Here is a 597-nt window from a genome sequence, read left to right as displayed (position 1 = left end):
GTGAATACTCCACCGCCTAAAGGCGGTGGCTTCAAGTTACGGCTTAAAGCCGGATCGGTCCGCCGTCCGGCGGACAGGGCGCGAACTCACGTCACGTTGAAGTTGTCGTCGGGCTCGGGCGGCTCCTGGGTCATGATGTATTCGGCCCACATCTCGTCGGTCACATTCCCGCTGCTCACCACCCAATAGCCTCTCGCCCATAGGTGCTGGCCCCAGTAGCGCTTGCGCAGTATTGCGAACTCGCTCAGCAGCTTGTGCGAGCTGCGCCCCTTCAGGTGCTGCACCGCGCGCGACACCGACAGCCGCGGCGGGATCGACACCAGCATATGCACATGGTCGCGGTTGATCGAGCCGGCATGCACAACCATCTCGTGCGCGCGCGCCGTCTCGCGCAGCAACTCCCGGCACCGGTTTCCAACGTCGCCGCCAAGCACCGCGTAACGGTACTTCGTCACCCAAACCAGGTGATACTTGCAGTCCCAAACTGTGTGGCTGCCACGCTTGTACGCTTCCATCCAGCCAGTCTACACGGCAAGCGCCGCGATCCCAGCCGCCTAAAGGCGTGGGGTTTACTGATCCCCTATTGGGGACTCTAAA

Annotated in this window: 1 protein-coding gene; it reads right to left on the bottom strand. The window is 62.3% G+C overall.

Annotated features, from left to right (window positions below; translation table 11 throughout):
* Positions 1–86 precede the first annotated feature (86 nt).
* A complete protein-coding gene (tnpA, locus tag NKJ06_RS35705; protein WP_352812639.1) occupies positions 87–515 on the bottom strand; it encodes an IS200/IS605 family transposase in 429 nt (142 codons plus the stop codon).
* Positions 516–597 lie beyond the last annotated feature (82 nt).

This window comes from Mesorhizobium sp. M0293 (genome assembly GCF_040321735.1).
GTDB lineage: Bacteria > Pseudomonadota > Alphaproteobacteria > Rhizobiales > Rhizobiaceae > Mesorhizobium.
The sequence above is the reverse complement of the archived record's forward strand: the minus strand, read 5'-3'. Positions and strand labels throughout refer to the sequence as shown.